General features: G+C 62.8%; 6 protein-coding genes. All 6 read left to right on the plus strand.

Translation table 11 applies throughout. The features are described from left to right. Positions 1 to 45 precede the first annotated feature (45 nt). A complete protein-coding gene (locus BOO71_RS01245) occupies positions 46 to 324 on the plus strand; it encodes a hypothetical protein (protein WP_075830183.1) in 279 nt (92 codons plus the stop codon). After that, positions 321 to 662 carry a hypothetical protein gene (locus BOO71_RS01250; protein ID WP_139322669.1) on the plus strand — a complete coding sequence of 114 codons (342 nt, stop codon included), beginning with the start codon at positions 321 to 323 and terminating at the stop codon, positions 660 to 662. The genes BOO71_RS01245 and BOO71_RS01250 overlap by 4 nt, the downstream gene beginning before the upstream one ends. 113 nt (positions 663 to 775) lie before the next feature. After that, on the plus strand, positions 776 to 1,453 hold the full coding sequence (locus tag BOO71_RS01255) for a hypothetical protein (RefSeq protein ID WP_075830185.1): 678 nt from the start codon (positions 776 to 778) through the stop codon (positions 1,451 to 1,453). Continuing rightward, on the plus strand, positions 1,440 to 2,378 hold the full coding sequence (locus BOO71_RS01260; protein ID WP_075830186.1) for a DUF3102 domain-containing protein: 939 nt from the start codon (positions 1,440 to 1,442) through the stop codon (positions 2,376 to 2,378). Before BOO71_RS01255 ends, BOO71_RS01260 begins: the two co-directional genes overlap by 14 nt. Positions 2,379 to 2,434: 56 nt before the next feature. After that, a complete protein-coding gene (locus BOO71_RS01265; RefSeq protein ID WP_075830065.1) occupies positions 2,435 to 2,839 on the plus strand; it encodes a hypothetical protein in 405 nt (134 codons plus the stop codon). 74 nt (positions 2,840 to 2,913) lie between these two features. Next, positions 2,914 to 6,586, plus strand: a 3,673-nt coding sequence (locus BOO71_RS01270) for a phage tail tape measure protein (RefSeq protein ID WP_075830187.1), incomplete at its 3' end; no start/stop codon positions are given.

Here is a 6,586-nt window from a genome sequence, read left to right on the forward strand (position 1 = left end):
TCTCACGGCATGGCCCCCCTTTCTGCGAACCCCAAGGAGGTTCGTATGCCAGTTTACGCTGAAGCCCCCGCAAAAGTTCCCGCCATCTCCCGCACCTGGGACGCCCACACCATTGACCGCGAGTGCGGCGTGGTGGTCAGCGTCAGGACCTACCGCGTCACCCTGAGCCGCCAGACGGGCGAGATGATCGCCACGGTGGACGGCAAGCAGGTGCCTGTGCTGGAAGCAGACCGCATTCTGAAAGGCGCGGCCCTGACCCTGGTCAGTGAGATCATCCCCACCCCCAGCTACCTGCTGGAACTGGCGCAGGGGGTGGCGGCGTGACCGGGAAGGAGGCGACTCCCAGCGCAGAGCGGATCACCTGCGAGATGTGCGGCGCTCCGCATGCCACGGTGATCACCCTTCGGGATCATGACTGGCTGCTTTGCTCAGCCTGCCTTCAGGACGAGGTGATCTGGGAGGCAAGTGCCCAGCACCTCAAGGCGATGGTGCGTGAGGTCTTCGACGCGTGGCTGGATGCCTGGGCGGACAATCCCACGTACCGCCTCCAGTGGAGCGGACTTCACAGCGCTCTTTCTGAGCCGTTCGATCTGCCCGTGCTGGCCGCCGAGGTGCTGACGGCCCGTGGCATCGTGCCTCGCCACACCAAGGGCCGCAAATGACCATCTCCAAGGTCCGCACCGGGGCGCACGCCCACCTGAACGCCGCCTGACACCCGCCCTTCCCAGCCCGCCCCAGTGGCGGGCGGGCGTCATTGCACATCTTCGGAGGCACCATGAGCCGCAAACCCAGAAACAAGAAGCAGATCAAGAAGCCCCAGCAGCAGGCCATGTTCGATCATCACCCCCTGGAAATCCCTTACAAGCGTGGCAAGGTTCCGCAGGTGGTGGTCCGCTCCGTTTTCCGTGAGCCAGGCGCAGTGATGGGCGCGTTTGCCGTGAATTGGATGAGCGTCCAGCAGCTTTCCACCATGCTCTACGGCGTGTTTTACGGCAAGGAAGAACACTTCGTGCAGGCGCGGCTGCTGTTGAGAAAGACCGGGGTCAATCTGCGGCCCAACCGCACTTACTTTGAGGGGCTGGCACTGATCGAGAAGGCGCTGCCCAACCTGCTCAGCCGCGAAGACCTGGCCGTCGCCCTGGATGTGGAGCTGAAGGACGTGGATACCATGATCCGCTACCTGCGCGGCTTCGTGATGACCATGTGCGGCCTGAGCATCCTGAAGAACTCGCACGGTGAAGTCAGCATCGCCACCATCGATATGTGGATGGACTGGCAGAACCACCTGACCCGCACGCAGAACGGCATTCAGAGAAGCAAGGAAAAGCAGGGCTACAAGGAAGACAACCTCAAGCCCAACGGCCTGCGCGTGGCCGAAAGGCTGCCCAGCATTCAGCCGATGATGCTCGAAATCATTCCCCCCAGAGGACGTGTCAAGAATGCCGGAGACTGATCTGCAACCCCTGTTCGATTACGACGATCTGACGCCCCAGGTGCGCGAGATGGTGCAGGAACACACTGGGGAGATTCGCACCCTGGCCCGCCGCGCCGCACAGGACATTGTGGAGATCGGCCAGCGGCTGATCCAAGTCAGGGATGCCCTGGGCTACGGCGAATTCGATAGCTGGCTAAAAGCTGAATTCGACTGGAGTCGCCGCGCCGCATATAACTTCATCAAGGTTGCCGAGGTTTTCGGAAGTGCAAATTTTGCACAACTGGATATTGCCCCCTCTGCCCTCTACGCCCTTGCCAGTGGCACGATGCCCGCGCCGCTGCGTGAGGAGATCGTTGAACGCGCCCAGGCCGGGGAGCCGATCACCCGGAAACTGGTGGTGGAACGCCTGGAGCAGCACCATCAGCAGTTCGTCCCGGATGCCGCGCCGCCGCCCGTAGAGCCACCCAGTCCGCCACCCGTCGCTGAGGTTGCCGCACCTCCAGCGCCGCCCGTGCTAGCAAGGGCCGTGACTCCTCCCTTGACTAAGCGCCCCTTTACGCCCTTGCCCCGCGAGATTGAGGATCTGGAACTGGAGGACGGCACAGTGATTCAGGTGCCCTCGCTGCCCTTGCTTCCCCGGGAGCAGGAACTCAAGCAGCGTGACTACGCCAAAGCTGCGGCCCGTTTCGACAGCGCCGCCTCGAAAGTCCTGGCTGCCCTGACGGCCCTGGATGTGTACAGCATGGATGAAGTGGCGCAGATTGCCCAGAGTCCAGAGGGGAGACAGCTCTACGGCCCGGTGCGCGTGACCCGGATCAAAGAAATGTTGGAGCAGCTTCATCAGAAGTGGGTGGGCGCTCCTGACCAGACCCGCACCATTGATGCCGCGCCGTTGCTGGACGTGAAAGCAAAAAAGGATGAACGGGTGCTGGAGCTGAACTGACGCGCCCACATCCGCACCCGCGCCCTGGCACTCGCTGGGGCGTTTATCTTGGGGGCATGACCCTGGACCCTGAGACAAACGCCCGCATTGAAGCCGAGGAAGCCTACCGGGCGCAGGTGCGACGCACGGGCCAGCGTAAGGGCTTCTGGGAATGGGCGGCGGTACTGATCGGGGTTCCAATCGCCGTCCTGGCCGCGCTGGCGATCTGGGGTTCTCTTGCTCCCTCCACGCCTGACTACCAAACCAGTTTTCTGGTGGCCTGCCAGCGCGGCGTGCGCGAAAAGCTCAAGGCCCCATCTACCGCAAAGTTTGGGAATGAGATAGGCCGTGACGTGCTGACGGTGACGAGTGGTTACCGTCTGAATGGGACAATAGAGGCGCAAAACAGTTTCGGTGCGTTGATTCAATCCACCTATCAATGCACGGGCAGCAGCACAAATCTAGAAATAGACATTGAATAGATCGCCTCTCAGGTTCATAACCATTCACGCCGCCCTTCCGGGCGGTTTTTCGTTGCCCTGGAGGTGACTAAACCATGACCAAAGGTCAATCTGTGGGCGGCCTCTTTATCGATACGGGCCTAGATTTGACAGGCATCGAGCGTGATCTTCAGAAGGCCCGTCAGTTTGTTGAGCGTACCAACGGTGTGAAGCTGAACATCGACAACCGCGCGGCAAAGACTGCGATTGAGCAGGTTAAGGCTGATCTGGCTGCCCTCAAGGGAATGTCAGAGCGGGACGCTCAGGCCCGCGCGCAAGCTGCCCGACTGCTGGGGACGGCTTACAAAGAGCAGGCTGGGGCCATCCGGGGCGTGACGGCAGAACTCAAAACCCTGTCAGCCCAGTCGGTCCTGACCGCGCGGCTAGGCGCACAGGCAGACCGCGAGGCGGCGGCGGCAGTCCGGGCACTCGTGACGGCCCGCAAGGAAGCGGCAACACTGGCGGGACGGGCAGGCAACGCCGCAGACCTCGCACGGGCACAGACGGCTTTACAGGGCATCATGCAAACGCTGGGCAAACTCCAGAACACTGGAACGGTGCGCCTGAAGTTTGATTTGACCAGCGTCAATGCTGAGCTGGCCCGCCTCCAGGGCCGCTCGGTGTTGCTGAAAGTCAGCTTCTCGAATTTCGACGCGATCAAGAATGACCTGACCACCCTCAAGGGCATGTTGAACGGCCTCGGCGCGAACATGCAATACCGCGTGACCGTGAACACCACGGCGCTGAATGCGGTGTACACGCAAATCAACACCCAGATCACGGCCCTTCAGAGCCTGATCAGCCAGCTCCGCGCTCTCGGTGGTGGTGGGGGCGGCGGTGGCGGCGGCGGACGCGGTGGGCCGGGCATCTCAGCAGCTAATCGGGCACTCCTGGCCGAGCTGGAAGCCCTGAACAACCAGTGGAAGCGCGGGGACGTAAACGCCGCGCAGTTCGGTTCCCAGCTCACTGCCCTGCAAGGCCGTCTCCGCACGGCGTCTGCCGGGGCCACAGCCGGGACAGCCGACTTCAAGGCGCTGGACGCTGGATTGACCCGCCTGACGGGCAGCCTGCGCTCCATTAACACCGACGCCTTCCAGCGGATCAGGACCGAGGCTGGAGCCATGCGGGCGGCGTTCGACACGGCCACGGCGGGCGTGCGGCGCAATTCCACCGAGTTCCGGGCCGCATCTGCCGTCTATGCCGCCGAAAGTGCGCGGATCACCGCCAGTTTGCAGACGATGGCCCGCAGTGGCAACCTGACCACCACGCAGCTTGGTCAGGTCAACCGCGAGATTCAGCGCCTCGCCCGTGAGCAGAACACCATCCGGGGCGGCATCAATGCGGGTGGCCTGTCCGGCAACATCGTCAACAGCTTCGGGATGCTGCCCGGTCAACTGGGCATGATGGCTTCCCAGGGCGGCGCGGCCATCAATGCCTTCCAGGGCATCGCCTCTGCTGCTGGCCCTGCTGGGCTGGCTGTGGGTGGGCTTGCCCTGGTGGTGGGCGGCGCGGCGCTGGCGGCAACCAAAGCGGTCAACGAGTACGCCAAATTTGAGAAGGGGCTGGCGCAGATCGCTACGCTGACTGACAAGACCACCGCCCAGCTCGGGGACACTGGACGCGCGATCCTGAAGATGAGCGGCGACGTGGGGGCCACCTACACGGATCTCAACGCGGGTCTGTATGACGTGCTGGGTGCAGGGGTCAAGGGCACTGAGGACATGACGGCCAGCCTGGCGCTGCTCAAGCAGTCCGCTGAACTGGCGCGCGCTGGAGCCACGGAGACTGCCACTGCCACCGACGTGCTGACCAGCGTGTTGAACGCCTACAAACTGGAAGCGTCTGACGCCACAATGGTCAGCGATAAACTCTTTAAGGCCGTCGACGACGGCAAGATGAGCTTCTCGCAACTCGCCCAGAGTCTCGGTATGGTGCTGCCCACCGCCAAAATGGCCGGCCTGAGTCTGGACGAGGTGCTGGGCAGCGTGGCCGCACTGACCGCGCAGGGCATCAAGCCGTCCTCCGCCATCGAATACCTGCGCTCGGCGCTGACGAACATCATCAAGCCCAGCATGCAGGCAAAAGAGACCGCCAAAGATCTCGGTATCCAGTTCAATGCCCAGGCGCTGGCAGCCAAGGGCCTCGTGCCATTCCTGCGCGACGTGATCGAGAAGACCGACGGCAACAGCGAGGCGATGGCCCGGCTGTTCGGCGACGTGGGCGGTCTGACCGCCGTGACGGGTCTGGCTAACGGCAATTTCGAGCGCCTGACCGCCACCCTGGAAGGGCAGGCGAACGCGGCAGGTAAAACGGCGGAAGCCTACGGCAAGGTGGCCGCCACCATCAGCCAGAAATCTGATGAGGTTTCGGCCAAATGGAAGTCGCTGTGGGTGAATGTGGGCGAGCTGTTTGCGTCTACCAAAACCAGCGTGCTGGACGGTATCAACGACATGCTCACGGGCCTGAACGACGTGTTGAGCAAGTTCAATCAGGCGCGTGACCTGAAAAACGGCGTCGGCAAGTCGGATCTGCTCAAGCAGAAGGAGGCCAAGGAAGAGGAACTGGCCACGGCCAGAAGCCAATTGGCGTCTGCGCAGAGCGTGGCGGATGCGCAGCAACGCGCGACGGGCAAAGTGTCAGAGCAGTTCCAGCCCCGTCTGGACGCCCAGAAAGCCAAGGTGGCTGCGCTGGAAGCCGCAGTGGCAGACCTGAGCTTTCAGGTGCAGCAGGAGGCCCAGGCCAACGGCACCTTCACTGGCCCGCTTCAGACCGGTGGCCCAGCGGGTGTGGCCCTGACGGCGGCGGGAGCCGACGCCCTGGGCGCAAAGGTGGTCGAGGCCGGGGCGGGCAAGCTGGGACAGGTCAGCGCCGACAGCATCGTGAATTACTGCGCCCAGTGGGTGCGGCTCGTGCTTGGCAAGGCCACACCAGAAGTGGCAGGCAAGATCAATGCCCTGTTCCAGACCGACAGCAATGGGGACGGCAAAACCGAGGCCACCGATGCCGCCCGTAACCTGCTCAAGGCGGGTTTTGCTCAGCGGTATAGCGGCACGAAAGATCTTCAGAAGGGCGATGTGGTGTTCTACACGGAGAATGGCCAGAATCACACTGGTATCTACATCGGCGACGGCATGGTGCGTGGCAACAACCGCGTGACCTATGCGGCCAACGGTGGCAAATTCGACAAGTATGGCAACCCCACCAGCCCCGGCGTGAACCCCGTGGGCGATGTGGCGATTGGTAAACTGGGCACGCCCAACTGGATCGTGCGTCCCGGTGACATGCTGCCCGTGCTGGGGGCCAAGGTGCCCGAGGTCCGGCCCGATGCAGGAGCAGGCGGAGCCGCGTCTGCTGCGCCGATCAAGGCGTTTGAGACCTACGTTAAGGAGGCCAGACGCATTCTGGATCAGGTGGAGAAGTACGCACCTGGCGGCACCGCGCCCAATTCGGCCAAATGGAACAAGGCCAAAGATGCCCTCAAATCCTTTGGCGATCAGAGCGACATCACGGCCCGAGCGCTGGAATATGCTGGACTGGCCACCAAAAAGGCAGATAAAGCCACCTCCCAGTACGGCCAGACCTTTGACCGTTTGAAGGGCCAGCTCGACATCACGCAGAGCCTGGGCGATCTGGGCCGCCCCTCTGCCGAGATCAGCAAGAATCTCAAAGCCATCAGCACCGATGCCCTGGCTGCCGCCAGTGCCGAGAAGAAACGCAACGGCGAGACGG

The sequence above is a fragment of the Deinococcus marmoris genome, from assembly GCF_001949125.1.
GTDB lineage: Bacteria > Deinococcota > Deinococci > Deinococcales > Deinococcaceae > Deinococcus > Deinococcus marmoris_A.